Genomic DNA, 26,988 nt, shown 5'->3' on the forward strand with positions numbered 1-26,988 from the left:
TGCTCCTATTGCAACATTGGTTCAATGGTTTCCCGGTCGTAATATCCCTGTTTCTTCTCGCTGCGCTTGAAATTCGTCACGTGGCCGTCAATCATGCCGGCGTTGACGCCGTCGCTGTGCCGCGGAGAAACCTTGTAAGTCGCCTCGGTCTGATCGAGGTTCAGATCCCAGTCCCAGGTGCCGCCGGAAAACACATTGTAGTAGAGCGTCGCATCGGCGATCAGCAGTTTCGCCGACGGGTTGACCGCCTGCTTGAGCGAGATGAACCGCGCTCCGCTGGTGTAGGTGTCCGTCGGAGCACGCCGTTCATTCATGCCGTAGCCGCGCGGTACCGCGCGTGTGGAGGGGCAGAGCGCTGCGCCGACCGTGGTGAAGGCACCGGTTCCGGTCGGTGCCGGCGGCAGCGTTCCGGTATCCTGCAGCAGCCGGAACCATGCGACTTTCGTCCCGTCCAGCGGGCTCGGAAGGTTGTTTCGGGGAATCCGGTCGAAGGTCTGGTCATACATGATGATTGCGGTCATCATCTGTTTGACATTGCTCTTGCACTTGATGTCCCGCGCCCGCTCCCGCGACTGGTTGAGCGCGGGCAGCAGCATCGAGGCGAGAATCCCGATGATCGCAATAACGACCAGAAGCTCGATCAATGTAAAATTTGGAAAGCCTTTTGGGGAGTCGGGAACGGACGATCTCAGACCGCTGCAGGGGAACATTGGAACTTTCATACGTGTAACTCCTTTGTTTGGATGGAATTGCCTGTTTTGAACCGGGTCGGAATCCGGATTTCGCCTTCGCGCTGCTGCAACAGTTGAAACGCCGCCTGCATGAGTTCGCGCGGATCCTGGACGATCTGCGCGAGGCCGGGGCACGTGAAATGGCCGAGGCGGTCACAGCCGAGCCCGATCCACTCATACTCTTCCGGGACCCGGAATCCCCGGCGGAGAGATTCATTGAGGACAAAAACGGCGCATTCCCCGCCGCAGACGATCCACGCCTTCGGCATTTCCGGGGCAAACAGCTGCTTCAGATCGACCCCCGCGGGATAGTCCTCAAAATCGAATCCGGTATGTTTGAGCAGTACGCCTTCGACCTGGTATTTGCGGCAGGCCGCAAGAAATGGTTCGGCCTTGTCTGCCTGATCGGAACGGTGCACCAGACAGCCGATGCGCGTATGCCGGGGAACCAGAGCCGCGACCGCCTGTTCCATCCCCGGCTTGTAGTCACTGAAAAAACCAGAAGTCCCATCAAGACGGTAATCGAACGTCACCACCGGTATCGCTTCCTGACGAATCACCTTGAGCAGATCTTCGTGCATCGCGAGACTTCCCGGCAGGAAAATGATCCCGTCCACCCCTGTGTCGAGCAGATTTTTCAACGCATTGTGCTCCTGTTCCGGAGCCCATCTGGTCGCGGCGACCAGCAACTGCAAATGGAGGCTTTCCGCAACCTGCAGTGCCGTGGCGGTCATTTCCGAGTAGAAAATCGAGGAAATATCTCCGACGACGATTCCAACCATGCCGCTTTTGCCGCTGCGCAACGTGCGGGCAGCCCGGGAGGGACGGTAATTCAGCTCTCTGGCGCAGAGCTCGATCCGTTTCCGGGTTTCCTCCTTGAGTTTTGCCGCCAGCGGCTTACGGTTCAAAACCAGTGAGACCGTCGACGCATCCACCCCCACTTTAAGCGCGATATCCTGCAGGGAGGTTCTTTTTCTGCGGATGACTTCACTCATAAACTCTTCTTGCTGATTATTCAAAGGTTTGAATTACGACTATAATTATAATCGATTTTCCAGGAAATGTCAAGAGCGAATGAGAAAAAATTTGATTTTTGATTTTTCTGGGCCTTTTTCATGATCGTTTGTCCGAATTCGAACGCGCGCAGCGGAGAATGCCGGGCGGTCGACCGGGGGAAGTGGGAAAATCAGGGATTTTTTCCCTGCTGCCGATTGTGAAAAAGGGGAAACGGGATTATATTTTATCAACATACGTTATTTTACCCGGAGTGATTCATGACGCTCAGAAAACGACTCTACTCGCCGGAGGAGATCTCCGGGGCGGTCGAACGGATGGCGGGCGCCATCCGGGAGGACTGCCGCAACGCCGGCTGCGACGATTATGCGCTTGTCGGCCTCTACCAGCAGGGCGTGCCGCTGGCCGAACGGCTCTGCGACGCGCTTGAACGCCTGACCGGGCGTCGCCCCAGGATGGCGAAACTCGACATCTCCCTTTACCGTGACGACTTCGGCAAGCGCAGCGCGCTGCCTCTGATCCGTGAAACCGTCATCCCGTTCGATGTGAACGATACGCGCATCATCCTCGTCGATGATGTGCTTTCGACCGGACGGACGATTCGCGCCGCTCTCGACGCGCTGACCGACTACGGGCGACCCGGTGTGATCCGTCTCGCCGTGCTTGTTGATCGCGGGAATCCCGAGTTCCCGATCCGCGCCGATTTCGTCGGATTTGACTGCAACCCTCCCGCGGACCACAAGGTCGCGGTCCAGTTCGATGCCGACGAGCCCGCAGAGAACGGCATTTTCGAAGTGGAGTGGAAAAAATTTAACGAATGAGTCGCCTTATGGAATGGACCAGAAAAGATCTGCTCAGTCTCTATGACCTGAGCGCCGAGGAGATCACCTTCCTCCTCGATACCGCCGAAGAGTTCAAGAAGGTGTCGGAACGGAAGGTGAAAAAAGTTCCGGCTCTGCGCGGCAAGACCGTGGTGAACTTCTTCGTCGAACCAAGCACCCGCACACGGGTCTCGTTCGAACTCGCCGAACAGCGGCTCTCCGCCGACATCGTGAACATGCAGGCGCAGGTCAGCAGTCTCCGCAAAGGCGAGACGCTGCTCGACACCGTGCGCAACATCGAGGCGCTCCAGGTCGACCTCGTGGTCATGCGCCACAGCACGCCCGGCGCACAGGATTTCATCGCGCGCCATCTCAAATGCGGCGTGGTGAATGCGGGCGACGGCGCCCACAGTCATCCGACCCAGGCGCTGCTCGACATCTTCACGATCCGCGAAAAGCGGGGGCGTATTGCCGGGCTGAACGTCACGATCCTCGGCGACATCCTGCACAGCCGCGTCGCGCGCAGCAACATGTGGGGACTCCTGAAACTCGGTGCGAACGTCACGCTCGCGGGGCCGTCGACGCTCGTGCCGCGCGAATTCGAGTCGGTCGGCGTGAAGGTGTGTCACAATCTCAAGGAGGCGGTCCGCGATGCGGACGTTGTGAATCTGCTGCGGATCCAGCATGAGCGGCAGGCGTCGGGATTCTTCCCGAGCACCTCCGAATATGCGCGCTTCTTCGGCATCAACCGCGAGACGCTGAAGCTTATGAAACCGGATGCGCTCATCATGCATCCCGGTCCGATCAACCGTGATGTGGAGCTCACCAGCGAAGTCGCGGACGGGCCGAATTCGGTGATTCTCGAACAGGTAACGAACGGATTGGCGGTCCGCATGGCGGTGCTTTTCCTGGTAGCGGGGTGTGTGAAGAAATGAGTGACACGAGTTACATTTTCAAAGGGGCGCGGGTCATCGACCCGGCGCACGGAGTCGATGCGGTCATGGATGTCGGCGTTGCGGATGGGCGCATCGTCGATCCGGGTGAAATCGCGAATCCGGAGGTGGTCGACCTGAGCGGAAAAATTCTTTCGCCGGGATTCATCGATCTGCATGTCCATCTGCGGCAGCCCGGCAACAACATGGCAGAGACGATCGCCTCCGGGACGGCCGCGGCCGCCGCCGGCGGATTCACGAGCATCGTCGCGATGCCGAATACGAATCCTCCGGCCGACAACGCCGGCGCGATCGAGTTTCTGCGCCAGACCGCCGCCCAGAAAGGGGTCGTCCGCGTTCTGCCGTGCGGCTGCATGACGAAGAATTACGAGGGAAAGGAGATGGCCGGAATCGGCTCGCTCAAGGCCGCCGGCGTGGTCGCGCTGAGCGATGACGGGCGCTGCATTCAGGATCACTCGCTCATGCGGCATGTGGTCGAATACGCGAAGTCGTTCAATCTGCCGATCCTCGACCACTGCGAGGAGCAGACGCTCGCGGCGGGCGGCGTCATGCACGAGGGCAAATGGTCGGTTCTGCTCGGAATGAACGGCATCTCCGGCGCGGCCGAGGAGCTGATGGTCGCGCGGAACATCATCCTCGCGCGGCAGATCGGCTGGAAGATCCACATGCAGCATGTGAGCGTCAAGGAGAGCGTCGAACTTCTGCGCAATGCGCGGGCGAAAGGGATTCCGGTCACGGGCGAGGCGACTCCGCACCACATCACGCTGACCGACGAGTGCATCAAGAGTTACGACACGAACTACAAGATGAATCCGCCGCTGCGTTCGGAGGAGGATCGGCTCGCGCTCATCGAGGGAATCGCGGACGGCACGATCACGGTGATCGCGACCGACCACGCCCCGCACACGCGCACGGCGAAACTTGTGGAATTCGACTATGCGCCGTTCGGGATCATCGGGCTCGAAACCGCGCTGAGCCTCTGCTACACGGAACTTGTGGCGAAGGGCGTCATCAATCTCGCGGCGTTCGTGAAGCTCCTGACGACCGGACCGGCGGAGGTGCTCGGCATCGAGAATTACAGCCTTGCCGAGGGGCGTCCCGCCGACATCGTGATCTTCGATCCCGCCCGGAAGTATGTGATCGACGCGGACAAATTCAAATCGAATTCCCGTAACACGCCGTTCAACGGGCGCGAGGTCGTCTGCAAGGTCTGCAAGACGCTGGTCGGCGGCAAAGTGGTCTACAGCGAAGAATGAAAACCGTCGAAGAGGTTCTGCCGGGAATCATCGGATTCCGCCATGCGCTGCACCGGATTCCGGAGCTCGCCGGAAAGGAGTTCGAAACTTCCGCGCTGATCCGGGAGCGGCTTTCCGGGCTCGGCGTGGAGCTGCTTGATCCGTTTCTCGGAACCGACGCGGTCGCGCTTCTGCGCGGCGGACGCGGCGACGGGAAGAACGTCACACTTCGCGCCGACATCGACGCCCTCGCGCTTTCCGAGGCGACCGGAGTTGCCTATGCGTCGGAACACGCGGGACGGATGCACGCCTGCGGCCATGACGGCCACACCGCGATGGTGATGGGCGCGGCGGAAATTCTCGCCTCACGGCGCGATGAATTCGCCGGGAGCGTGCGGTTCGTCTTTCAGCCCGGCGAGGAGAACGCCGCGATGGGGCGCGACCTTGTCGCGGCCGGGGCGCTCGAAAAACCGGCTGCCGACTTCGTGACCGCGATGCATGGGATGCCGGGGCTTCCGCTCGGCGTGCTCGCATTGCGGGACGGGGCGATGATGGGCTCCTGCGCGCACTTCAAAGTGACGCTCACGGGGAAGGGCGGCCACAGCAGCCGTCCGCATCTCGCGCAGAATCCGGTGACGGCGGCGGCCGCGATCGTCTCGGAACTTGAGGGGATGAGTTCCCGGCTGGTGAGCTCCCAGCGTCCGGCGGTGCTGACGATCTGCCGCATTGCGGGCGGGGAGCTCGCAAACGTGATTCCGGATACGGCCGTCATCGAGGGAACCGCCCGTTCGCTCTCCCCCGAGAGTGACGAGATTCTCGAACGCGGCTTCCGTCAAACGGTGGAAACGATCGCGAAACTTCGCGGAGTCAAAGCTGAAATCGAATACCGTCTCGCCTACCCGGTGACGCTGAATGCCCCCGGTCCGGCCGAACTTGCGCGCCGCGTGATCCGCGAGGCGGGGCTGCCGTACTTCGAATTGCCGGAGTCTTCGCTCGGAGCGGAGGATTTCGCCTGGTATTGCAAACGCTATCCCTGCGTCTATGTGAAGGTCGGGACCGGTGAAAATTGTGCCGCTCTGCACAATTCGAAGTTCGACTTTCCGGATGCGGCACTTTCGGCCGGCATCCGTTATCTGGTCAACTTTGCGCTGGCGGCTCTGGCTTGACGGCGGGTCGGCGGTCGAGCACGATTGAGATCAACAGACAGATCCCGAGCAGATAGGGGTATCCGAGAAACCGGATGACTTCGAGCGGGGAAACGGTCAGCCCCACTGCCGACGCCGCGCCGATCGCGGTCAGGATCTGCGCCCCGTAGGGGAGCATCCCCTGAATGATGCAGCTTGCGCTGTCGAGGATGCTGGCCGTCCGGGCGGGGGGGATTCCGTAGCGCTTCGAAATGTCGCGCGCGATCGGTCCAGTGATGACGATCGCGACCGTATTGTTGGCGGTGAAGCAGTTCACGACGCTCACGAGGAGGAACGTTCCGAGTTCGCCGCCGCGCCGTCCGCGGATGTGCCGCTCGATGGTCTGGAGGAGATAGGCGATTCCGCCGTTGTAGCGGATGACCTTGAGCAATCCTCCGGCCAGCAGCGCGACGATCAGGGTTTCGGACATCGAGAGCGTTCCGGAGCCGATTGCACTGAGAAATCCCCAGAAATCGAAGTGCCCGGTCGCCATGCCGATGACTCCGGCAAAAGCGGTTCCGAAGATCAGCACGGCCATGACGTTCATGCCGCAGAGTGCGAGAACGAGCACACTGATGTAGGGCAGCATCGCGGCGAACCGTTCCCAGGAGGCGCCGCCGGGGAGTGCCTCCGGCCGCACCGCCGGACTGATGCACAAGTAGAGCAGTACGGAGAACACCGCGGCGGGGATGGCGATTTTGAGATTCGCCTGGAATTTCCGGTGCATTTCGACCCCCTGGGTCCGGGTGGCCGCGATGGTCGTGTCGGAGATCATCGACAAATTGTCTCCGAACATCGCGCCGCCGACCACCGCCCCGAGACAGAAGCCCGCCGGAACACTCAGTGACTGCGAGAGTCCGACCGCGATCGATCCGAGCGCGGCGATGGTTCCGACCGAGGTCCCGATCGCGAGCGAGATGAAACAGGCGACCACGAAAAGCCCGGTCAGCAGCAGATTCGGAGGGATCACCGCGAGCGCAAGCTCGATCGTCGCATCGACCGCCCCCATCGCCTTCGCGGTCGATGCGAACGCTCCCGCGAGGATGAAGATCAGGCACATCGTCATGATGTCGACGTCGCCCATGCCGTGCGCGAAGAGTTCGATCTTGCTCTTGAGCGTGGCCTTCCGGTTCAGCAGGAGCGCCGTCGCGGAAGCGACGAGGAATGCGACCGGCATCGGCACCTTGTAGAAGTCGTTCGACCAGATCGAGAGTCCGAGGTAGAAGACGAGAAAAACCCCGAACGGAATCAGTGCCCGGGCGTGCGGAGAACGTGTGTGGGAGAAATCCGTGATGTCCGTCATGTTCACAACCCCAGTTCCAGTTGGCCGTCGGGCAGTTCGTCCGGCGCGGGTGAAGTCGCACGAACGCCCGCTTTATCGAGTTCGTTCAGGAACTCGTCGAGCGGGACGACCCGGATCCCGAGTTTCGCGGCCTTCTTGAGTTTGCTGCTCGTATCGTTCACATCCGCGGCGACGAGCAGCGAGAGGTGGCTGGTCACGTCGTCGGCGGGGGCGTAGCCGTGCGCTTCGGCGAGTTTTTCATAGTAGCTTCGTTTTTCCGGCATCTTGCCGGTGAAGCAGACCGTCGGGCGCTCCCCGGAGGTGGCGGAGCCGTGAACGAGTTTCACGGCAGCGAGCAGCTCGTCGAGGTAGTCGGACTGCTCGGCGAGTTCCCGTACGAGGGCGCTCGCGCGTTCCGGGCCGATTCCGGGGATGGCCGCGAGTTCGTCCGCCGTCATTTTGCGCAGTCCGGCGAAATCGGTGTGGTTGAAGATCACTTTTGCCACGTTGACTCCGATGTTCGGGATGTTCAGCGAGGCGAGCAGCTGATAGTCGTTGACCACGCGTGCCTTCTGGATCTCCTCAATGAGGTTCGAGGCGGACTTTGCCGCGAATCCGTTGAGTTTCAGAATGTCCATCGGTTTGAGTTCGAAGAGGTCGGCGGGGTGTTTCACGCCGGAGTTCTCCATAAGTTTGCGCAATGTCGGTTCTCCGAGCCGTTCGATGCCGAGACTGCGTACGGCTGCCGCAAGTCGTTGCAGTGCGGTTTCGGAACACTCCGGATTCGGACAGCAGAGCTCCGGGCCGCGCCGGACAAGTTTCGTGTGGCAGCAGGGGCAGTGGTCGATGAGGGCGCTCCGGCGGGTTTCGCCGGGTTCGCTTGCGACGATGTACGGAATCACGTCACCCGCGCGTTCGACCGTGACCGTGTCGCCGATTTCGATGCCGAGTTCGAGGATGTTCTGGACGTTGTGGAGCGTGGCGCGTTTGATCGTCGTCCCGGAGATCTCGACCGGTTCAAGCAACGCCACGGGTGTCAGGCAGTTCTTGCCGAAACTCCACTCCACGCCGAGCAGTTTCGTTGTGCGGCGGATGTTCGTAAACTTGAAGGCGATCTGGCCGCGCGGATGGTGGGCGGTGTTGCCGAGCGACGCTTCGTAGTCGTGATCGGCGAGTTTCAGCACGACGCCGTCCTGCGGGTAGGGGAGCGCCTCAAGTTCCGCGAGCAGCTCCGGCCACTTCGCCTCGAGTTCGGAGAGCTTGACCCGATAGGAGATCATATTGTAGTCGACGAGCGTGATCTTCGCCCCCTGCGCGACCATTTCGGCGATCTCCTTGAGCCCCATGATGCCGGCGACGGCGTTGCGGGAGTTCTTGTAGGTTCCGCCGCCCTTTTTGCGGATATGGCTGTAAAGCGTCCGGAAGTCGTCGTCGCGGATGACGAGTTCGCCGCGCACGGGGCGGTCGAGCGGACCTTTGTAGCCGGTCGTTTCGAGCTCGACAAGCGGGAGTTTCGCGGTGATGTTCTCCCCGTATTCGCCGTCGCCGCGGGTCGAGAGGACGCGGCCGTCGTATCCGGCGGAGATGCCGTCGTACTTCGGTTCGACCAGCAGCAGTTCATCGGGGGTGCGTGCGTATTTGTTCGCCCACTTCATGACCTCCTCGAGCGAATAGGCTTTGTCGAGCGAGAGCATCGGGACGGCGTGGTGAACCTTGCCGCTGCCGGCGACGGCGGGAGCGTAGACGCGGGTCAGAAGTTCATTGTCTGGGTCGAGTTTCGCGAGCGCCCGCATCAGTTCGTCGTAGCGGGTGTCCGGGATTTCCGGTTCTCCGAGCTCCCAGTAGCGCCGGTTGTGATACTCGATGAGTTCGACCAGTTCCGGCAGCGTCAGACGCTCGGCGATAAAGTTCTTTGTATCCATGGAATCGCCTTTTTTTCGTGAAATAATGCTTATCCAATATACTCACGGGATTGCAAATTTTCAAGAGTGTTGTATAGTAATAAGATATATGTGTCAATCGGCCGGGCAGGGTGTCTGCGGGCGAAGAGGGCAACTTTTACTGGGGATGAAGGTTTGAAAATGGCGAATGGTTATAATGTTGCGGTCGCCGGTGCGACCGGCGCGGTCGGCGTCGAAATGGTCAAGACGCTTGAGAAGCGGAATTTTCCGGTGAAGAGTCTCAAACTTCTGGCGTCGGCCCGTTCCGCCGGCAAGACGATGAAGTTCAAGGGCGAGGATGTGGTCATCGAGGAGATGAAGCACGACTCGTTCAAGGGCGTTGACATCGCGCTCTTCAGCGCGGGCGGCGACATCTCCCGCGAATACCGGCCGTTCGTGGTCGATGCCGGTGCGGTCATGATCGACAACTCCAGCGCATTCCGCATGGATGACGATGTTCCGCTGGTTGTTCCGGAGGTCAACGCCGAGGACATCAAGCTGCACAAGGGCGTGATTGCGAATCCGAACTGCACGACGGCGATCATGCTGGTCGCGGTCGCTCCGCTGCACCGGGCCAAAGGGCTGCGCCGCATCGTCGCGGCGACCTACCAGGCCGCGAGCGGCGCGGGTGCGAAGGGCATGCACGAACTCGTCGAGCAGACCCGCGAGGTGCTCGACGGCAAGGCGGCCCAGCCGAAGGCGTTCGCGCACCAGATCGCGTTCAACCTGATTCCGCACATCGACGTGTTCAAGGAGAACGGCTACACGAAGGAAGAGCTCAAGATGCTGAACGAATCGCGCAAGATGCTGCATCTGCCGAATCTGCTGGTCTCCTGCACCTGCGTCCGGATCCCGGTGCTGCGCGCGCACTCCGAGGCGCTGAATCTTGAGTTCGAGAACGAGATCACGCCGGAAGAGGCGCGTGCGATCATCGCGGCCGCGCCGGGCGTGCAGCTCGTGGACGATCCCGCGAACAAGCGTTACCCGATGCCGCTGGATGCGACTGAAAAGTACGACGTCCTCTGCGGCCGCATCCGTCAGGATATTTCGCGCAACGACAAGCGCGGACTGGACATCTTCGTCTCGGGCGACCAGGTGCTCAAGGGCGCGGCGCTGAACGCGGTTCAGATCGCCGAGCTGCTCTGAGGCTGTTTCGCGGAATAACGCGGCGAAAGAAAATGCGGCCGGGCGGGTTTTTCACCTGTCCGGCCGCGTTTTGTGTACGTGTTTCAGAATTCGCCGTAGTAGATCTGGTAGAGGCGCGGGCCGAGAAGGGTTCCCGCGACGACGATCAGCATCAGAACCGAGACCGTGCGGATCACCATCGAGAGCCAGAGCATCCGGTGCTTCTCGTCCGCGAACCAGAGCCGCAGCGCATCGCAGATGAGCACGGCGATCATGACGAACGGCGTTCCGTAGAAGATTGCCGCCCGCACGCCGGAAAAATCCGGATCGATCTCATGAATCTTCAGCAGTCCGCTCGCACAGAGTGCGATCCAGAGCAGCCAGACGGCGACATGCAGCCCGTCCGATAGAATCGCCGCGGCTTTGAAGAATTTGATGAAAATGCTCATTGCTAACCAGTTGTGACAGGCTTCCCCACGTCAGTAGATGAACAGCATCTCCCGGTATTTCGGCAGCGGCCAGAGTTCGTCGTCGATGAGTTTTTCGAGTCGGTCGACGATGCGGCGCAGTTCGAGCTGCGCTTCGCGGATCTCTTCCGGCTCTCCGGCGGGGAGCGTCTTTTCGAGTTTTGCTTCGCTGTGGACGAGTGCGGCCATGAGTTTTCCGATCTGCTCGGCTTCGGCGAACTGTTCGGGGAGTCCCGCTTCGACGCCGGTCTGCTGCAGCACCTGGATGTTCCGGCCGATTCGCCGCAGATACTCACCCGCGGCGGGATGGATCAGCGTCCGGGCCATCGTGAGCGAGAGTTCCCCCTCGATGCGGGTCCTCGCGCAATACTCCTCGAAGTAGACCTCGTGGCGCGAGAGCAGTTCTGCGCGGGTGAAGACGCCGTAGCGCTCGAACATCGCGACGTTCTTCTCTTCGACCAGCACCGCGAGCGCCTCCGGGACGGTGCGCAGAATCGGCAGTCCGCGTTTTTCCGCCTCCGCGACCCACTCCCGGCTGTAATTGTCGCCGTTGAAAATGATGCGACGGTGTTTGCGGACGATGCGGCGCAGCAGGTTCTGGAGCGCCGCCTTGAAATCGGCTTTCGGGGCTTTTTCGAGTTCGGTCAGGATGTCGTCGAGAGACTCGGCCACGATCGTGTTGAGGATCACGTTCGGACCCGCGCACGACTGGCTCGACCCCGGCGCGCGGAACTCGAACTTGTTGCCTGTGTAGGCGAAGGGGCTCGTTCGGTTGCGGTCGGTCGCGTCCTGCGGCAGCGGCGGGAGCGTGTCGACGAAAAGCTGCATGGCCGGTTCGCCGCGGCGGACTTTGCCGGGAGTTCCGGACTCGAGCTCCTCGATGAGCCGTGTCAGTTCATCGCCGAGATAGATCGAGATGATCGACGGCGGCGCCTCGTTCGCGCCGAGCCGGTAGCTGTTGCCGCTCGAAGCGGTGGACATGCGCAGCAGTTCGCCATGGCGGTCGACCGCCTGGATGACCGCGCAGATCGCGGTCAGGAAGATCGCGCCGCCCTCGGGACTTCTGCCGGGCGAGAGGAAGTTCATCTTCGTCGTGCCGAACGACCAGTTGTTGTGTTTGCCGGAGCCGTTCACGCCGTCGAACGGTTTCTCGTGCATGAGGCAGACGAATCCGTGGCGGTCGGCGGTCTGGCGCAGAACGTCCATGGTCAGCATGTTGTGGTCGTTTGCGAGGTTCAGCTCCTCGAAGACCGAGGCGATCTCGAACTGGGCCGGAGCGACCTCGTTGTGGCGGGTCTTGGCGGGGATTCCGAGCCGCCAGAGCGTCTGGTCGACTTCGGTCATGAAGGCGAGAATCCGCGCCTTGATCGTGCCGTAGTAGTGGTCGTCGAGCTGCTGGTGTTTCGGCGGCGGCGCACCGAAGAGCGTGCGTCCGGTCTGGATGAGATCGGGACGCGCGAGGTAGAAGTTCCGGTCGATGAGAAAATACTCCTGTTCTACGCCGAGCGTGACCTCGGGAGAACCCGCATCCTTCACGCCGAAGAGATCGAGCATGCGGCGGATCTGGTCGGAGAGCGCGCGGATCGAGCGCAGGAGCGGAGTCTTCTTGTCCAGCGCCTCGCCGGTGTAGCTGCAGAAGGCGGTCGGGATGCAGAGCGTCGCGCCCGCGGGGGAACGGCGGAGAAAGGCCGGGCTGGTCGGATCCCACGCCGTGTAGCCGCGCGCCTCGAAGGTCGAGCGCAGTCCGCCGGAGGGGAAGCTCGATGCATCGGATTCGCCGACGACGAGGTTTTTCGCGGAGAACTTCATGATGACGCCGCCGGAACCGTCCGGTTCGAGGAATGCGTCGTGTTTTTCGGCGGTGCCGCCGGTCAGCGGCTGAAACCAGTGGGTGTAGTGGCTTGCGCCCTTGCCGAGCGCCCAGGTTTTCATGGCGCTTGCGACGTCACCGGCGATATCGGGGTCGAGCGGTGCGCGGTTGCGGACGGTATCGACCAGTTTCTCGTAAGCCTGCGGAGGCAGGAACTCCTTCATGGATGCGAGGTTGAAGACATCCTCCCCGAACAGCTCCGTTGCGCTCTGAGACGCGATCTTGTCGGTGACGCACATGGCCGCGGAGGCCGTGACATTCTGAATCGCCTGCCGTCTGGCTTTATCGCTCATAAGAGATAACTCCCGTTTTTACATGATGTTCAGGGGGAAATATATCACCGTTTCCGGGAAAATCAATCCCGCAGACCAGATAGCTTCCCAGAAGCAGCGAGAGGAGTGCAATGTGGATCGCAAGATCCCACCACGGGAGATGCTGCGACGATTTCCGGCACAGAAGCAGCACAATCCGCCATGCGAATTCCGCGAGGAGGAACGCCGCCAGATACGGCGTGACCGGATTGAGAAAATCGAACTCCCCGCGCCAGAGTTTCGCGAGGTCACGGGTCGTACCGCAGAAGGGACATGGATTCCCGGTCATGCTCCGGTAACTGCACTTCCAGACGGCCGGGAACAGAAACCGCATTCCCCGGGCGATGACTGGCAATGCGGCGATGTAACAGAGCAGTCCGAAAACCGTCCAGTTCAGAATGCGGTATCGTTTCATACCGGGGGCGGCGCGGGATCAGTCCCAGTCGAATTTTCTGTTGTCGGGATCCTTCGTCTCAATGATTTCTTCCTCCTGCGCTTTTTGGATTTCGATCTGAATCGCTTCCTGTAAGCTCGGATCGTTGGCAACGGCAGCCGCCTGTGCCGCGACCAGCAAAGTCCAGATCAGGATGAAGACGAGGGCCAGGGCGTTCAGCACCGTTCCTGCAATGCCCATTCCTTTCGACTGACCGTGCTTATGCTTCACAATGATGTCCCCGATGCCGAGCCCGAGGCCGATCAGGCACGGGAGGAGGGCGACGATTCCGCAAAAAGGAATCACGGCGACAATGAGACTTAAAATTCCCAGAATCAACGCTGCTACACCCATCTGATGACCTCCCTGATTGGTTTTGCGGGGTTCGTTGTTTGCCGGAATTACGGCGCTCGATCAGAAATATACCATCATATTCGCTCCCTGCAAGTGCCGGGAAAGAAGATTTTGCTTAAATCCGGACTTTGCCGGTGATTCAGCGGGGGACGAGCGTTGCGGGCAAACTGGTCGTGTTGGCCGGTTTCAGGGTCGCAGGCAGAGTTGTCGCGTTGGCCGGAGTCTGAGTGGCGGGCAGGCTGGTCGAGTTGGCCGGTTTCAACGAGGGAGGCAGACTGGTCGCATTGGCCGGTTTCTCTTCCCGGTGCGGGACAGAACCGGCGGTTGCAGGGGGCGCCGGTGTTTCCGACTTCACCGGAGGAGCGGACGGTTCCGGGAAGGCCGGCTTTTCCGGTGTTTTCGGGACTTCCGGTGTTTCCGGTTTCACCGGAGGAGCGGGCAGTTCCGGTTGTGGCCGGGAGGGTTCCTGTTTGATTTCCGATCCCGGTTCCGGCTGAGAGGGCGGCGGACCGGATTCCGGTTTCTGCGGCGGGAGTGGTGGTGTTTCTGGCCGGACGGGCGGCTTCTCCGGGCGTTGCTCTCCCGGCGGAACAGATTCCGTAACCGGAAGTGGCGCGGAGGATGTCGGGCGGAACAGCGAAAGGAGGATCAGCAGCGCTCCGAGCAGGATTCCGAGGAGCCCGGGCCACGCGGGCTTCCGGTTCCGCCGGGCGTGAAGCAGCACCGCCGCTCCGAGGAGTGCGACGATGATTCCCGCCGCGGGCATGAGCAGGGGAAATCCCGTCATTTCCGCTCCTCCTGTTCCGGCGTCTCTTTGCCGCCCCACGGGATGAAGAAGATGTGGCCGGATTTCCTGCCGTTGTCGTTCTCATAGCTGAAGACGCGGTAGAGGAAGCTCCAGCGGTAACGGCCCGGCGCCTCTTTCACATCGATGAAGAGCGGGTAGAGCGTTTCGCTCGAATCGCCATCATGCTTTTCGCGGTAGAGGTAGCCGAGGATGCGGAAATCGCTTTTGTCCCGGTATTTGCGCATGAACAAGGTTCCGAATCCGAACAGCCCCCAGTAGTCGTCGCCGAACCGCTCGTACCACGAGGTGATGCCGCCGAGCGTCCGGTGTTCAAAGTAATCGACTTCGCTGCAGTAGCGTTCGACGATCGTGCGGGTTAAAGTTTCGAGTTCCTCCGGATTTTCAGGAACCGGCAGCGCGGAATCGAGCCGGGCGAGCTGTTCGGCGACTTTTTGTTTTCTTTCGACGATATTCGCTTCCGCTTTTTTCCACTCCTCCGATTGAGTATCCTTTTTGATCCAGCTCCGGCGCTGGAATGCCCAGTCGAGGTGACTCAGAGCGTTTGCCAGTTTCTCAAGTTCCAGCCGGGAATCGGCCGACTTCCAGACGCGCGCAGTGCCGGACTCGTGGAATGCGAGGATCGTGCCGAACCAGCTTTTGGTGGATTCCAGTTCGTTGCATGGCACCTTCTCTCCAAAGGAGAACCCTTTCCCAAACGGCGTGTAGGATCGGTTCGGCAGCAAATCCGCGTTTTTTTCCTTGTCGGTTCGGGAAATCTGTAGCACGGGTGAATACCAGTCGAAATCGTTGTAAGTCACCAGCGGCCAGATTCGCCAGGTTCGGATCGCACCGTCACTCCGGATATACCATCTGACAACTGGCCAGAGCACATGCCCCTCGCTTTCATCGTCCGACTGTTCGATCTGAAACAGCGGATAACCGATGGTGAAATCAAATCCGTTTTTTCGTTTTTTCCAACCGTAAAGCGGAAAGACGCCGTGGTTTCCGTTCTGCCACCACACCGGCCCGATGTGGCAGAAGTTGTTTCCGTAGCGTCCTATCAGCGGGAAGACTCCCATTTCAGCCCCGTTCCTGCGCCACCACACCGGTCCGATCATCCGGAAATCATTCGTCATCCATACGATCGAGAAAATACCCCAGCTCAGATGGTCGGAAGAGTTCCACCATACTGGCCCGATGATGTAGAAATCGTCCATCCTCCATACGATCGGGAAAACACCCCAGTACGGCCGGTCGGAAGAGCGCCACCATACCGGCCCGATGACCCGATAATCGTCCATGACCCATACGACCGGAAATACGCCCCAGTCATCGCGTATTTTCCAGGCCGGGCAGAAAGACCAGCTCCGGAAAGAGTCTTCCCAGTAGGCGATAGGAAAGATCACCGTTTCGTCGGTGGGGGTTCTCCATACCGGTCCGAACTGGCGGATCTTACCGCTCCAGATGAAAAGAGGAATCGCGGCGAAAAAACCGTCCCCCCAGACGCAGTTCAGCGCCCAGCCGCCGTCGTGATCCCACCCCGAGAGCGGCCAGAGGAGTGAGGCTTCATTCCCCTCCTGGCAGTAGAACGGGCGAACTGCGAAGCCGCGGCTGTCCACGTCGAACAGCGGCCAGAGCACCGAAGTGAAGTCGTCGTTGTGATAGTAGAGCGGCCAGACGTTGACGGTCTGATTGTCGAACCGCACCCGGATCTCTCCGCTCCCCGCGGGGGAGTTCCGCCATGCCCGCTCACTGCTGATGCAACCGGATAACAATACCAGCGCTCCCGCCGCCATCGCAGCGAACGCCGCCGCCGTCAAACCTCTAGAGTTTCGCATCGCTCCGCCTCCTGTTCCGGATTTACCATAGCACGTCCCCGCGTTGGTTGCAAGGGCGTATTCACCGGATCAGAGAAACTGGAGCAGAACTTTCAGCAAACCGAGTTCGTAGACCGCGTCGAGGACCGTGTAGCGCGTGCGGATCAGCTGCGCCGCCGCGACGCCGTGGAGGAACTGTCCCGCCGGGAGGCCGATCTGCGCCGGGAGAACCGGGCAGTGCGCCGCTTCGAGTTTCTTCCGGAGTTCCGCGAGCGGAAAGAGCTGCCGCCGCGTCGCTTCGCGCAGGAACTCCCACGAGTCGTAAAGCTGTTCGCGCCGTTCGCGCAGCGCGTCGCCCTCGAGGAACTTGCTCATGGCGATCTCCTTCGCCTCGGAGCCGTAGCAGCCGCGCATCAGCAGCGCGTCGATCTCCGCCTCGCGCGCCGCGCGGTTGAGGCCGGGTTCGGCGAAACGGCGCGCCTCGTCGACGCTCAGAGAGAAGAGTTTTTCAAAGAGCGCCGTCGAGACGACCGTCCCGAGCGAAACCTTGAAACCGTGCGACACCGATTCCCCGTTGAAACAGAGATCCTCCATCTCCCAGACGTGGCTCATCAGGTGTTCCGCGCCGGAGGCCGGTCGTGAATCGCGGCAGAGCTGCATCGCGTACCCGGTCGCCGCAAGCCCCATGAAGACGCGCGTCACATCGGTTGGGTCCGAAAGGTTGTCGCGCAGCGGCACCTGAACGAGCTCCCACACGTCCTGCCGGATCGGGTGCAGCCCGAGCCGGTCCGCGAGAATCCAGTCCGCTCCCGCCGGAATCTTCGCCATCAAATCGGCGTAACCGGCCGCAAACATGTCGCCCGGCGCATTTGCGAGCGTCTCCGTATCCGCAACGATCGCGAGCGGCGCGGGGCACGGCAGCGTCTTCTTGAGGCCGTCCACATTCAGCGCCGCGCCGTAGGAGGTGTAGCCGTCGACCGAGGGCGCCGTCGGCACGCAGCAGTAGCGGACTCCCTTGACGCCCGACGCCCGTTTCACAAGATCGTTGACCGTTCCGCCGCCGACTGCGACCGGAACGCACTCTTCCGGAAACACCGCGAGCAGTTCGTCGACGTGCCCGGTCGTCGCATGCAGCGTCGGGCTCCCCGGGAAGAGGTACGGTTCGCAGCAGGCGATTCCCGCGGCTTTCAGAATTCCGTTGAGCTTCTCCCCGGCGGCGCGCCAGGTGTTGTCGTCCGCGACGATCCACGCCTTCGGGGCGGAGCCCCAGTGTTTGCGCAGAATCTCCGGTGCGTGACGCATCGCCCCGGCTTCCAGTACAAAGCTCTCCGTCTCAAGTCCCGGCGGAATCGGAATCAGATTCATCTTTCACAACCTCCATGCGGCTTGTTTGTTTCGTTTCTGATATTATATCATGAAACTTGGAAGAAAACAAGCGATTCGGCTTTTTTTGCATGAAAAAACTTCCGGAAGAATTGTGACGCGGAAAGTTGCGAAAGAGTGGAGGCTGTGTTATATTACTGATTTAAGATTTGTTTTGTTCACCATCTATTTCGCGACAGGAGTTGGATATTATGGCCAGAGGCACCGTTGTTCAGAAGATCATTGAAGCGCATTTCGTGGAGGGGAGCCGCGAACCCGGCAAGCCCGTCGCGATCCGGATCGACCAGACGCTGACGCAGGACGCGACCGGCACGATGGCCTACCTTGAACTTGAGGCGATGGGCGTGCCGAAGGTCAAGACCGAACTCTCGGTCTCCTACGTCGACCACAACATGATGCAGAACGGGCCGGAAAACCGCAACGACCACCTCTACTTGCAGAGCGTCGCGGCGGCGAAAGGCGTCCGCTTCTCGCCTCCGGGCAACGGCATCTGCCACCAGGTTCATCTCGAGCGGTTCGGGGTGCCGGGCCGGACGCTGATCGGTTCGGACTCGCACACGCCGACGGGCGGCGGCATCGGCATGCTCGCGATCGGCGCGGGCGGTCTCGACGTGGCGCTCGCGATGGCGGGCAAGCCGTTCCGGATTCCGTACCCGAAGGTGATCGGCGTGAAGCTGACCGGGAAACTCGCTCCGTGGTGCGCGGCGAAGGATGTGATTTTGAAACTGCTCTCGATCCTGACCACGAAAGGGAACGTCGGCTCGATCGTCGAATACTTCGGCCCCGGCGTTGCGACTCTCACGGTTCCGCAGCGCGCGACGATCACGAACATGGGCGCGGAACTCGGCGTGACCACGAGCGTTTTCCCGTCGGATGAATCGACCCGCGTCTTCCTGAAGGCGCAGAAGCGCGAACAGGATTTCGTCCCGCTCGCGGCAGACGCGGATGCCGAATACGATCAGGTCATCGAGATCGCGCTCGACGAGATCGAGCCGCTCGCAGCCTGCCCGTCGAGCCCCGACAACATCAAAACCATCCGCGAACTCGCCGGAAAAAAGGTCGGCCAGGTGCTGATCGGCTCCTGCACGAACTCGAGCTACCGCGACCTCGCGATGGTCGCGATGACGCTCAAGGGACGCAAGGTGAGCGACTCGGTTACGCTGTCGATCGCCCCGGGCAGCCGCCAGGTGCTCGAGATGCTCGCGCGCAACGGCATGCTTGCGGACATCATCGCCGCCGGTGCGCGCATTCTCGAAACCGGCTGCGGCCCGTGCATCGGGCAGGGGCAGAGCCCGGCGGACGACACCGTGACGGTTCGTACCTTCAACCGCAACTTCGCTGGACGCACCGGCACGAAGGGCGACCAGGCCTATCTGGTCAGTCCCGAGACCGCCGTCGCGATCGCGCTCGCCGGTGAATTCATCGATCCGCGCACGACCGGGATCGAATATCCGCATGTGGTCGAACCGGAGGTGTTCGAAATCAATGACAACATGATTCAGCTTCCCGGCGGATCCGGTGAGATCGTGCGCAAGCGCACCATCGGCGCGCCGCCGGTCAACCAGCCGCTGCCGGACGAACTCGACGGTGTTGTGGTCATCAAGGTCGGCGACAAGATCACGACCGATCACATCATGCCCGCCGGAATCCACCTCAAACACCGCAGCAACATCCCGGTCTATGCGAAAGTTGTCTTTGAGTGCTTCAACGAGCCCGGCAAACCGACCTTCGCCGAGCGCGCCGCCGCCGTGCGCGATTCCGGCAGGGCGGGCGTCATCGTCGGGCGCGACAGCTACGGACAGGGGTCGAGCCGCGAACACGCGGCGATCTGCCCGATGTTCCTCGGCGTGAAGGTTGTGGCGGCGCTCGCGATCGAACGCATTCACAGTGCGAACCTCGTGAACTTCGGCATCGTGCCGCTCTTCTTCGCAAATCCGGCCGACTACGACGCGATCGAGGAGAGCGATTCGCTCGTCTTCCACAAACTGCGCGAACAGCTCAAGCCGGGCGAAACGGTTCGCGGCGAACTCACGAAGGCGGACGGCACGAAGAAGGAGATCCTCTTCCGTCACCGGCTGTCGGACGAGGATATCCAGATCATCCTCGCGGGCGGCATGTTGAATCTCTGAGAGAAGAGGAAGCGCATGCTGGACGAGCTGCCGCGCTGCTGGCGCGACTTCATGGGGGAGGAACTTGACTCCGCCGGACTGAATGCGACGCTCGAACGGGTCGCAGAAGAGCGTACGGCCGGTGTTCAGGTCTTTCCGCCGGAGGGGGCGCTCTTCACGGCGCTTGAACTCACGCCGCCGGAAGAGGTGCGGGTCGTGCTGCTCGGGCAGGATCCGTATCATGACGAGGGGCAGGCGGAGGGGCTGGCGTTTTCCGTCGCGCCCGGCGTGAAGTTTCCGCCGAGTCTGCGGAACATCTTCCGCGAATACGCTTCCGACCTCGGGCGCGCAATTCCGGAATCGGGTTCGCTGCGCAACTGGGCGGCGAACGGCGTGCTGCTGCTGAACAGTGTTCTCTCCGTGCGGGCACACGCGGCCGGGAGTCACCGGAAATTCGGGTGGGAACGTTTCACCGACGCGGTCATCCGGTCGCTGAACCGGAAAGGGGAGAAGGTCGTGTTTCTGCTGTGGGGGAACTTCGCCATTGCGAAGCGGCCGCTCATCGACGAATCGAAGCACGTGGTTTTTGAGAGTGTCCACCCGTCGCCGCTCTCGGCGCACCGCGGTTTTTTCGGGAGCCGTCCTTTCTCGCGGGCGGAACAGGCGCTGGGAAACTGGAGATGGCCGGAACTGTGAGACGGGGAATGGTGCGGCTTTCCGGCAAATTGAACATGAGCAATTCCGGCGCCCGGAGAGGTGCCGTATCAACTTCTGGAGCCGTTTGAATGAGTTTGTTTCGTCCGTGTATCGATCTTCATGATGGAAAAGTCAAACAGATTGTCGGCAGTACGTTGTCCGACTCCGGCGACGCGCCGGAGACGAATTTCGTTGCGGGGCGCGATGCGGCGTGGTACGCCGAACTCTACCGCTGCGACAATCTGACCGGCGGGCATGTCATCAAGCTCGGTCCCGGCAACGACGAGGCGGCGAAGCGGGCATTGGCGGCCTGGCCGGGCGGACTCCAGATCGGCGGCGGAATCAACTGCGACAATGCGCGCGAATGGCTCGACGCGGGAGCCGCGCAGCTCATTGTGACAAGTTACATCTTTTCCGACGGGGAGCTGCGGCTGGACAACCTTGCGCGGCTCTTCGACCTCACGGGGCGCGACCGGCTTGTTCTCGATCTCTCCTGCCGCCGCCGCGAGGACGGGAACTACTACATCGTGACCGACCGCTGGCAGAAGTTCACCACGACCACGATCAAGGCCGAGACGCTCGCGTTTCTCAGCGACTTCGCGTGTGAATTTCTGATTCACGCGGTCGATGTGGAGGGCAGGCAGTCCGGAATCGACGAGGAGCTGCTCTCGCTTCTTGCGGAGGCCAGCCCGATTCCGTGCGTCTACGCAGGGGGCATCGCAAGTTTCGGCGACATCGGAAAAATCGAGCGCGCCGGACAGGGGAAAATCGCCTACACGGTCGGTTCGGCACTCGATATTTTCGGGGGAAATCTCTCCTACTGCGAGCTGGTTGCGCACGCGCAGCGCCCTCGGAAATAAGGGGCGCAAACCGGCGGGGCCGGAAGAACGCAAAAAATTCCGATATTCCCCGGCAAAAAGCGGCTTGCGGCTTGTCAAAACGCGCGAATTGCTGTATATTACCAGTGCCGATTGCAAATATTGTTTTGCCTGCCGTCGACGCCGGACGGACAGGAGGCTCCGCAACCGGCCCGGCGCGGTTGAATGGAATGGTTTATCGATAACGAATGATCTATACGGGAAGAGGTTATGAGCGACTTGGAGAACAGGGATATTCCGGTAAATATTGAAGACATCATGCATACCGCGTATCTGCAGTATTCATTGAGTGTCAACGTCGGGCGCGCGATTCCGGATGTGCGCGACGGCCTCAAGCCGGTGAACCGCCGCATTCTCTACGCGATGAAAATGCTCAATCTCGGCAAATCGCACGCCACCGTCAAGTGCGCGCGCGTGGTCGGCGAAGTCATGGGTAAATATCACCCGCACGGGGACGCGGCAATCTACGACGCGCTCGTGCGTCTCGCGCAGGATTTTTCAATGCGCGCGCCGCTCGTGGAGGGGCAGGGGAACTTCGGCAACATCGACGGCGACCCCGCCGCTGCGAGCCGGTACACCGAGTGCCGTATGGAGCGTCTCGCGGAAGAGCTGCTCAGCGACATCGAGAAAGATACCGTCAACATGGTCCCGAACTTCGACGAATCGGAAAAGGAGCCCGAGGTTCTTCCCGCCCGCTTCCCGCAGCTGCTCGTGAACGGTACGACCGGCATCGGCGTCGGCATGGCGACCTCGATCCCGCCCCACAACCTCGGCGAAGTGATCGATGCGACGGTCTGTCTGCTCGACAACCCGAAGGCGACGGTCGATGAACTCATGGAACATCTTCCCGGTCCGGACTTTCCGACCGGAGCGATCATCCGCGGCCGCTACTCGCTGCGTCAGTTCTACCAGACCGGCCGCGGCAGCGTGAAAGTGCGCGCGAAGGCCGACATCATCGAAAAGGACGGCGTGGAGCAGATCGTCATCACCGAGATTCCCTATGCGGTCAACAAGGGTCAGCTCGTCGAGAAGATCGCCGAACTGGTCAAGGAGAAGCGGATCACCGGCATCACCTCGATCACCGACGTGTCGAGCAAACGCGTCGGGCTCCGGATCGAAATCGGCATCAAGCGCGGCGTCATGGGCAGCGTGATTCTGAATCAGCTCTACAGCCAGACCCAGCTCGAAACCGTCATGGGGTGCACGATGCTCGTGGTCGACCACAACCGTCCGCGCACGATGAACCTCGTGCAGGTGTTGCAGGCGTACATCGATCACCGGCTCGAAGTGGTGCTGCGGCGCGCGATCTTCGACCTCAACAAAGCCGAGGCCCGTTCCCACATCCTCGAAGGGCTGCTCAAGGCGCTGGCGAACATCGACGAAGTGGTTCAGATCATCCGGGAGTCGAAGAACCGGCAGGAGGCGCAGGAGAATTTGATCGCGCGCTTCGCATTTACGCCGATTCAGGCGGACGCGATCCTCGACATGCGGCTGCACCAGTTGACCGGACTGGCGGTCGAAGTGGTTCAGGCCGAATACGATGAACTGCAGATCCGGATTGAGTATCTGCGCCGCCTCGTCGCGAGCCGCGAGATGCGTCTCGGTGTGATCCGCGAGGAGCTGCTTGAGATCAAGGAGAAGTACAACGATCCGCGCCGTTCGGAGATTACGGCGGATGACTCGGATTTGAACATCGCGGATCTGATTCCGCGCCACAGCTGCGTGATCACGGTCTCGAACACCGGTTACATCAAGCGCGTTCCGGCCGACACCTACCGCACGCAGCATCGCGGCGGCAAGGGAATCATCGGCATGGAGACGAAGGAGGAGGATTACGTCGAACATTTGTTCAATGCGGACAGCCACGATCTGATTTTCTTCTTCACGGACCGCGGTTTCATGTACTGGCTGAATGTCTACGAGATTCCGGAGGGGTCGCGCACCGGCAAGGGCAAGGCGATCGTGAACATGATCAAGGTCGAGCCGGGCGAGAAGATCTGTGCGATGCTGACCGTTTCTCCGGACGAGTTCGACGATCCGAACAAATATATCGTCATGGCGTCGCGCCGCGGCTACATCAAGAAGAGCGAGCTTGCGCTCTTCAAGAATCTGCGCCGCACGGGATTGCGTGCCCTGGTGATCGAGGAGGACGACGATCTTATCGGAGCGGGAATCAGTGAGAACGGTAACGAGATTCTGCTTTCGACCCGGCTCGGTATGGCATGTCTCTTCGACCAGGATGATGAACAGATCCGGCCGATGGGACGGACGGCACGCGGCGTGACCGGCATGCGGTTCAAGCTCGAAGGCGACTCCGTTGTCAGCATGGAGGTGATCCGCGAACACGTCTACACCGAAGCGGAAGTCAGCGGCGAGGAGGGGGAAGTCGAGCATGAAACTGAAGTGGAGACCGATGAGGAAGCCCCGGTCTACGGCAGCGGCCCCGAAGTTCTGGTTGTGACCGACGGCGGTATGGGAAAACGCTCCTATGTGAGCACCTACCGCAAGACGAACCGTGGCGCCAAGGGTGTTGTGAATATCAAGCTGCGCGAGGGCGAGAATGTGCTTTCCGTCGTTCAGGTGACTGATGACGATGAGATTCTGCTGACGACCGAACGCGGTCAGCTCGTGCGGATTCCGGCGGGCGAGATCCGGGTGGTCGGCCGTGCGTCGAAGGGGGTTCGGATCATGAATCTCAACAGCGGCGACCGGATCACGGGTGTGGCGCGTCTTGTCAAGGTCGAGACGGAAAAGCATGTCGACGTGATTCACGGCGATGTGGAAAATAAGGCGGATACGGCGCTCGCACAGGCTGCGGAGTTGTCGGGGGCCGGCGTGAACGCGGAAGAGCCCGCTGCGGAAAATGAGAAAAAGCCGGCGGAGAACTCCGGGGAAGGTGAGGAGTGATGTCCCGGCTCAATGAAATGTTGCGCGACCGCACCCGTCCGCTGCTGATGGGGATCGTCAATGTGACCGGCGATTCCTTCAGCGAAGGGAGAAGCTCGTCGCCCTCGACGGCGGTCGACCGGGCGCTGGCGCTGCTGGATGACGGTGCGGATATTCTGGACATCGGAGGGGAATCGACCCGGCCGGGCGCCGCGGTGATTCCGGCGGACGAGGAAGCGCAGCGGGTGGTGCCGGTGGTGCGTGAACTGCGCAAGCTGCGGCCGTCGGCGATTCTTTCGGCGGATACGCGCAAGGCGGAGGTGGCCCGTGCCGTGCTCGATTACGGGGTGGAGATGATCAACGATGTTTCGATGTTGCGTTTTTCTCCGGAGATGGCGGATGTGGTGGCCGCCTCGAGGGCGGCGTTGATCGTTGCGCATTCGCGCGGAACTCCGCAGACGATGAAGAATCCGGAGTTTCACGATTACGGCGACGATCCGGTTGCCACCGTGGTTGCGGAACTGGCGGTGGCGAAGGAGAAGGCGTTGCGCGCAGGTGTAATTGAGGAGAATATTTTTGTGGATCCTGATTTCGGATTCGCCAAGACTCCGGAGCAGGATTGGGAGATTCTGAAGCGGATTGATGAGTTGCATCAGCTCGGGCCGGTGGTTGCCGGGATGTCCCGGAAGTCATTTCTCGGGAGCTTTCTTGAGCAGCCCGATCCGCTGCAGCGTCTTGGGGGGACGATTTCGGCCGCGCTCTATCTTGCGAACCGTGAGGTGGAGATTCTGCGTGTACACGATGTCCGGCAAGTGAGAGATGCCTTGAGTGTGTGGGATAAACTCCGCTGAAGCGGGGAATTTTGAGGGAAGAAACCGGGAATCATGCTGGATTCGCTCTTTTCGGTTCCGAGTGCGGTGATCGTGGATTACCTGAAAATGATCTTGGAGATCCTCATCCTGACGGTGGTGATCTACAAGACGCTGCATTATCTGCGCGGTGCGCGCGGAGCGTCGGTGCTGGCGGGGATCACGATTCTGCTGCTGGTGCTGACCTGGCTGTCGAAACAGCTCCGACTCGATGTGCTGAACTGGCTGCTGACCGGTATCTGGGGGACGGTGGGGGCCGCTGTGGTCATCATCTTTCAGCCTGAACTGCGTCGGGCATTCGCGCAGCTCGGGAGTTTCAGCTTTTTCAAGGGGAAGCGGCAGCGGGAGGTGCTGACCGAAATTGTGAATGCCGCCGCGAACATGGCGCGCCGGAAATGCGGCGCATTGATGGTCATTGAGCGGCGTATCGGGCTGCAGAATTTGGTGGATGACTCTGTGAAACTCGATATCAAGGTCAATGCGATGATTCTCGAATCGATCTTTTATCCGAACTCTCCGCTGCACGACGGTGCGGTCATCATCCGGGACGACCGGATTGTGGCGGCGCGGGCGATTCTGCCGCTGACGCGGGCGGAGAATATCTCGATCCGGCTCGGAACGCGCCATCGGGCGTCTCTGGGGATTTCGGAGGAGACCGACGCGGTGACGGTGGTGGTCTCCGAGGAGACCGGTGCGATCAGTGTCGCGTGCCGCGGAGTGCTGTACCGTGATCTTTCGCCGGAGGAGCTTGCGAACTATCTGGAAAAACTCGTCATTCTTGAACAGGATGATGCCGATCTGGCCGAAACGGTACAGATGCTTGAGGAGCAGGCCGATCGGCGTGAAGCGCCGGAGAATCGGGGAGGGCGGTCATCATGAATCTGAGCCGTGGCCGTTCGCCGTTCAACATGCTTGTGCAGCTCGTGAAGCGTGATTTCTGGCGGAAACTCATTGCGCTGTTTTTCGCATTGCTGCTTTATTTCTATGTTTACAACGAGATCCGTTCAACTCCGCAGAAGATTGACAGCGTACCGGTGGATATCACGCTGCCGCAGGGGTTGATGGATGTCGATCCGAAACCGCATTTTGTGACGTTGCACATCAAGAGCAACCGGGACGCGACGGTGGCGTCGTCGATGCTGCGGGGACGGGTTGCCGTGGATTACAGCCGTTATATTCCGGGCAAGCCTTACGTGCTGACGCTGAAGCCGGAACATTTCATGTCGCCGTTCGGCGTGCGGATCGAAGGGGCGGATCCCGGGGAGATTGTCTTGAATCTGCAGCCGCGGATGTCGCGGGATGTGCCGGTGAGCATGACGTTTTCGAACCGTTTGTCGCGGGATTACAAAATTTCGCTGGCGAGCTGCATTCCGTCGACGGTCCGGGTGACCGGACCCGAGCAGCTGGTGCGGGATCTGAAGCAGGTTTCGACTCAGCCGATTCCGCTGTCGGAGAATGTGACGGAACGCTTCGAGTATGTCGCGACGCTTGAGGCGCCGAACGGGACGACGATATCGCCCGGGACCGTGACCTGTCAGATCGATGTGGTGAGAAATTTTGAGGAGCGCAGTTTCCCGTCGTTGCCGGTTCAGTTTCTGACGCAGGCCGGAAGCAGCCGGTTCAAAACGGAGTTTCTGGGTTCGCCTCAGGTGGAGGTTGTTGTCCGCGGTCTGGCCGGTTCGGTATCGGCGCTTTCCGCCGCCGAGGTGCGGCCGTATCTGGACATTTCGCACATCGACAAGCCGGGGATCTACGAGATCTCGGTCGGCTGTTACGTAAAGGGAGAGGGGCTTGATGTGAAGGAGATTCGTCCCGCCCTGTTGAAAGTCAAAATAACGGAATAA

23 protein-coding genes are annotated in these 26,988 nt (G+C 60.8%); 12 read left to right on the top strand and 11 right to left on the bottom strand.

Going from position 1 to position 26,988, the window contains the following annotated elements; all coding sequences use genetic code 11:
• Window positions 1-5 precede the first annotated feature (5 nt).
• Together Q0K10_RS01205 and Q0K10_RS01210 are read right to left on the bottom strand one after the other, a co-directional pair.
• Window positions 6-722 carry a type II secretion system protein gene (locus Q0K10_RS01205; protein WP_294502092.1) on the bottom strand — a complete coding sequence of 239 codons (717 nt, stop codon included), beginning with the start codon at window positions 720-722 and terminating at the stop codon, window positions 6-8.
• Complete coding sequence (locus Q0K10_RS01210; RefSeq protein WP_294502094.1) at window positions 719-1,726, bottom strand: LacI family DNA-binding transcriptional regulator; 1,008 nt, start codon at window positions 1,724-1,726, stop codon at window positions 719-721. Before Q0K10_RS01210 ends, Q0K10_RS01205 begins: the two co-directional genes overlap by 4 nt.
• 279 nt (window positions 1,727-2,005) lie before the next feature.
• On the opposite strand from Q0K10_RS01210, the gene pyrR reads away from it, so the two are divergent.
• The 4 genes from pyrR to Q0K10_RS01230 are packed head-to-tail and all read left to right on the top strand — an operon-like array spanning window position 2,006 to window position 5,920.
• On the top strand, window positions 2,006-2,566 hold the full coding sequence (gene pyrR / locus Q0K10_RS01215) for a bifunctional pyr operon transcriptional regulator/uracil phosphoribosyltransferase PyrR (RefSeq protein WP_294502096.1): 561 nt from the start codon (window positions 2,006-2,008) through the stop codon (window positions 2,564-2,566).
• Between the two features lie 8 nt (window positions 2,567-2,574).
• The gene (locus Q0K10_RS01220; RefSeq protein ID WP_294502099.1) at window positions 2,575-3,501 is read left to right on the top strand and encodes an aspartate carbamoyltransferase catalytic subunit; all 927 of its coding nucleotides are present in this window, start codon (window positions 2,575-2,577) and stop codon (window positions 3,499-3,501) included.
• A complete protein-coding gene (locus tag Q0K10_RS01225) occupies window positions 3,498-4,775 on the top strand; it encodes a dihydroorotase (protein ID WP_294502102.1) in 1,278 nt (425 codons plus the stop codon). The genes Q0K10_RS01220 and Q0K10_RS01225 overlap by 4 nt, the downstream gene beginning before the upstream one ends.
• The gene (locus Q0K10_RS01230) at window positions 4,772-5,920 is read left to right on the top strand and encodes a M20 family metallopeptidase (RefSeq protein WP_294502105.1); all 1,149 of its coding nucleotides are present in this window, start codon (window positions 4,772-4,774) and stop codon (window positions 5,918-5,920) included. The genes Q0K10_RS01225 and Q0K10_RS01230 overlap by 4 nt, the downstream gene beginning before the upstream one ends.
• Here Q0K10_RS01230 and Q0K10_RS01235 read toward each other — a convergent pair.
• Both Q0K10_RS01235 and Q0K10_RS01240 read right to left on the bottom strand, forming a co-directional pair.
• Window positions 5,892-7,241: a Na+/H+ antiporter NhaC family protein gene (locus Q0K10_RS01235; protein WP_294502108.1), complete on the bottom strand. Its 1,350-nt coding sequence runs from the start codon at window positions 7,239-7,241 to the stop codon at window positions 5,892-5,894. The two genes, Q0K10_RS01230 and Q0K10_RS01235, sit on opposite strands and share 29 nt — an antisense overlap.
• A 2-nt stretch (window positions 7,242-7,243) precedes the next feature.
• A complete protein-coding gene (locus Q0K10_RS01240) occupies window positions 7,244-9,142 on the bottom strand; it encodes a helix-hairpin-helix domain-containing protein (RefSeq protein ID WP_294502110.1) in 1,899 nt (632 codons plus the stop codon).
• 159 nt (window positions 9,143-9,301) lie between these two features.
• Between Q0K10_RS01240 and Q0K10_RS01245 the strand changes: the two genes are divergently transcribed.
• Window positions 9,302-10,306, top strand: coding sequence for an aspartate-semialdehyde dehydrogenase (locus tag Q0K10_RS01245; RefSeq protein ID WP_294502112.1), 1,005 nt, complete (start codon window positions 9,302-9,304; stop codon window positions 10,304-10,306).
• Between the two features lie 83 nt (window positions 10,307-10,389).
• Here the strand turns inward: Q0K10_RS01245 and Q0K10_RS01250 are convergent, their stop codons facing one another.
• From Q0K10_RS01250 to Q0K10_RS01280, 7 genes are all read right to left on the bottom strand, one after another.
• On the bottom strand, window positions 10,390-10,734 hold the full coding sequence (locus Q0K10_RS01250; RefSeq protein WP_294502115.1) for a hypothetical protein: 345 nt from the start codon (window positions 10,732-10,734) through the stop codon (window positions 10,390-10,392).
• A 30-nt stretch (window positions 10,735-10,764) separates the two neighbouring features.
• Entirely contained in the window at window positions 10,765-12,861 is a 2,097-nt protein-coding gene (locus Q0K10_RS01255) for a glutamine synthetase III (RefSeq protein ID WP_366942925.1), read from the bottom strand.
• Window positions 12,862-12,904: 43 nt separating this feature from the next.
• Window positions 12,905-13,348 carry a DUF2752 domain-containing protein gene (locus Q0K10_RS01260; protein WP_294502121.1) on the bottom strand — a complete coding sequence of 148 codons (444 nt, stop codon included), beginning with the start codon at window positions 13,346-13,348 and terminating at the stop codon, window positions 12,905-12,907.
• A gap of 18 nt (window positions 13,349-13,366) precedes the next feature.
• Window positions 13,367-13,720: a hypothetical protein gene (locus Q0K10_RS01265; protein WP_294502124.1), complete on the bottom strand. Its 354-nt coding sequence runs from the start codon at window positions 13,718-13,720 to the stop codon at window positions 13,367-13,369.
• A gap of 139 nt (window positions 13,721-13,859) precedes the next feature.
• Window positions 13,860-14,507, bottom strand: a complete 648-nt coding sequence (locus Q0K10_RS01270; RefSeq protein WP_294502127.1) for a hypothetical protein — start codon at window positions 14,505-14,507, stop codon at window positions 13,860-13,862.
• Window positions 14,504-16,345: a hypothetical protein gene (locus tag Q0K10_RS01275; protein WP_294502129.1), complete on the bottom strand. Its 1,842-nt coding sequence runs from the start codon at window positions 16,343-16,345 to the stop codon at window positions 14,504-14,506. Before Q0K10_RS01275 ends, Q0K10_RS01270 begins: the two co-directional genes overlap by 4 nt.
• A gap of 69 nt (window positions 16,346-16,414) precedes the next feature.
• Window positions 16,415-17,689, bottom strand: coding sequence for a sn-glycerol-1-phosphate dehydrogenase (locus Q0K10_RS01280; protein WP_294502132.1), 1,275 nt, complete (start codon window positions 17,687-17,689; stop codon window positions 16,415-16,417).
• A gap of 209 nt (window positions 17,690-17,898) precedes the next feature.
• Between Q0K10_RS01280 and Q0K10_RS01285 the strand changes: the two genes are divergently transcribed.
• The 7 genes from Q0K10_RS01285 to Q0K10_RS01315 all read left to right on the top strand — a co-directional run bounded on the left by Q0K10_RS01285 (window position 17,899) and on the right by Q0K10_RS01315 (window position 26,988).
• Window positions 17,899-19,836: an aconitate hydratase gene (locus tag Q0K10_RS01285; protein ID WP_294502135.1), complete on the top strand. Its 1,938-nt coding sequence runs from the start codon at window positions 17,899-17,901 to the stop codon at window positions 19,834-19,836.
• A gap of 15 nt (window positions 19,837-19,851) precedes the next feature.
• Window positions 19,852-20,511 carry a uracil-DNA glycosylase gene (gene ung / locus Q0K10_RS01290; RefSeq protein WP_294502137.1) on the top strand — a complete coding sequence of 220 codons (660 nt, stop codon included), beginning with the start codon at window positions 19,852-19,854 and terminating at the stop codon, window positions 20,509-20,511.
• Between the two features lie 89 nt (window positions 20,512-20,600).
• Entirely contained in the window at window positions 20,601-21,371 is a 771-nt protein-coding gene (gene hisA / locus Q0K10_RS01295; protein WP_294502139.1) for a phosphoribosylformimino-5-aminoimidazole carboxamide ribotide isomerase, read from the top strand.
• Window positions 21,372-21,599: 228 nt separating this feature from the next.
• A complete protein-coding gene (gene gyrA, locus Q0K10_RS01300) occupies window positions 21,600-24,296 on the top strand; it encodes a DNA gyrase subunit A (protein ID WP_294502142.1) in 2,697 nt (898 codons plus the stop codon).
• A complete protein-coding gene (gene folP / locus Q0K10_RS01305) occupies window positions 24,296-25,126 on the top strand; it encodes a dihydropteroate synthase (protein WP_294502144.1) in 831 nt (276 codons plus the stop codon). The genes gyrA and folP overlap by 1 nt, the downstream gene beginning before the upstream one ends.
• 33 nt (window positions 25,127-25,159) lie before the next feature.
• Window positions 25,160-26,023, top strand: a complete 864-nt coding sequence (cdaA, locus tag Q0K10_RS01310) for a diadenylate cyclase CdaA (protein ID WP_294502145.1) — start codon at window positions 25,160-25,162, stop codon at window positions 26,021-26,023.
• Complete coding sequence (locus Q0K10_RS01315) at window positions 26,020-26,988, top strand: YbbR-like domain-containing protein (protein ID WP_294502146.1); 969 nt, start codon at window positions 26,020-26,022, stop codon at window positions 26,986-26,988. Before cdaA ends, Q0K10_RS01315 begins: the two co-directional genes overlap by 4 nt.

The sequence above is a fragment of the uncultured Victivallis sp. genome (assembly GCF_944391105.1).
Classification (GTDB): Bacteria; Verrucomicrobiota; Lentisphaeria; order Victivallales; family Victivallaceae; genus Victivallis.

Coding starts and splice junctions, on each gene's coding strand:
- Q0K10_RS01205 (WP_294502092.1), bottom strand. CDS start 722: ATGAAAGTTCCAATGTTCCCCTGCAGCGGTCTGAGATCGTCCGTTCCC.
- Q0K10_RS01210 (WP_294502094.1), bottom strand. CDS start 1,726: ATGAGTGAAGTCATCCGCAGAAAAAGAACCTCCCTGCAGGATATCGCG.
- pyrR (WP_294502096.1), top strand. CDS start 2,006: ATGACGCTCAGAAAACGACTCTACTCGCCGGAGGAGATCTCCGGGGCG.
- Q0K10_RS01220 (WP_294502099.1), top strand. CDS start 2,575: ATGGAATGGACCAGAAAAGATCTGCTCAGTCTCTATGACCTGAGCGCC.
- Q0K10_RS01225 (WP_294502102.1), top strand. CDS start 3,498: ATGAGTGACACGAGTTACATTTTCAAAGGGGCGCGGGTCATCGACCCG.
- Q0K10_RS01230 (WP_294502105.1), top strand. CDS start 4,772: ATGAAAACCGTCGAAGAGGTTCTGCCGGGAATCATCGGATTCCGCCAT.
- Q0K10_RS01235 (WP_294502108.1), bottom strand. CDS start 7,241: ATGACGGACATCACGGATTTCTCCCACACACGTTCTCCGCACGCCCGG.
- Q0K10_RS01240 (WP_294502110.1), bottom strand. CDS start 9,142: ATGGATACAAAGAACTTTATCGCCGAGCGTCTGACGCTGCCGGAACTG.
- Q0K10_RS01245 (WP_294502112.1), top strand. CDS start 9,302: ATGGCGAATGGTTATAATGTTGCGGTCGCCGGTGCGACCGGCGCGGTC.
- Q0K10_RS01250 (WP_294502115.1), bottom strand. CDS start 10,734: ATGAGCATTTTCATCAAATTCTTCAAAGCCGCGGCGATTCTATCGGAC.
- Q0K10_RS01255 (WP_366942925.1), bottom strand. CDS start 12,861: ATGTGCGTCACCGACAAGATCGCGTCTCAGAGCGCAACGGAGCTGTTC.
- Q0K10_RS01260 (WP_294502121.1), bottom strand. CDS start 13,348: ATGAAACGATACCGCATTCTGAACTGGACGGTTTTCGGACTGCTCTGT.
- Q0K10_RS01265 (WP_294502124.1), bottom strand. CDS start 13,720: ATGGGTGTAGCAGCGTTGATTCTGGGAATTTTAAGTCTCATTGTCGCC.
- Q0K10_RS01270 (WP_294502127.1), bottom strand. CDS start 14,507: ATGACGGGATTTCCCCTGCTCATGCCCGCGGCGGGAATCATCGTCGCA.
- Q0K10_RS01275 (WP_294502129.1), bottom strand. CDS start 16,345: ATGCGAAACTCTAGAGGTTTGACGGCGGCGGCGTTCGCTGCGATGGCG.
- Q0K10_RS01280 (WP_294502132.1), bottom strand. CDS start 17,689: ATGAATCTGATTCCGATTCCGCCGGGACTTGAGACGGAGAGCTTTGTA.
- Q0K10_RS01285 (WP_294502135.1), top strand. CDS start 17,899: ATGGCCAGAGGCACCGTTGTTCAGAAGATCATTGAAGCGCATTTCGTG.
- ung (WP_294502137.1), top strand. CDS start 19,852: ATGCTGGACGAGCTGCCGCGCTGCTGGCGCGACTTCATGGGGGAGGAA.
- hisA (WP_294502139.1), top strand. CDS start 20,601: ATGAGTTTGTTTCGTCCGTGTATCGATCTTCATGATGGAAAAGTCAAA.
- gyrA (WP_294502142.1), top strand. CDS start 21,600: ATGAGCGACTTGGAGAACAGGGATATTCCGGTAAATATTGAAGACATC.
- folP (WP_294502144.1), top strand. CDS start 24,296: ATGTCCCGGCTCAATGAAATGTTGCGCGACCGCACCCGTCCGCTGCTG.
- cdaA (WP_294502145.1), top strand. CDS start 25,160: ATGCTGGATTCGCTCTTTTCGGTTCCGAGTGCGGTGATCGTGGATTAC.
- Q0K10_RS01315 (WP_294502146.1), top strand. CDS start 26,020: ATGAATCTGAGCCGTGGCCGTTCGCCGTTCAACATGCTTGTGCAGCTC.